Here is a 270-nt window from a genome sequence, read left to right on the forward strand (position 1 = left end):
GGTATGAGGGTCGTTCCGGCGTGGTTTCCCTGGCCGGTGAACTCGGCACGCCAACGTCCATGTGGTCGTACCGCGGTGGCAATTGCGACCGGGTGTCCCACATCCGCCAGACCTCGCCCTTGCTCAACGTGCAATTCAACAAAGCAGGATGCCTCAAGCAGAACGTCGTCGGGACCCATGAGATCGGGGTTCAAGCCGGCCTCTCGCCACGCGTCCGGCAAGGACTGCCCATCTCGAGCGACGAGCGTGTGGGCCTCAGCTTTGCTGAGC

General features: G+C 63.3%; 1 protein-coding gene. It reads left to right on the forward strand.

The features are described from left to right. A partial coding sequence (locus tag H6A60_RS14595; protein WP_205105320.1) for a hypothetical protein occupies positions 1 to 270 on the forward strand: 270 nt, incomplete at both ends.

It is taken from the genome of Sutterella massiliensis (assembly GCF_016899755.1).
GTDB lineage: Bacteria > Pseudomonadota > Gammaproteobacteria > Burkholderiales > Burkholderiaceae_F > Sutterella > Sutterella massiliensis.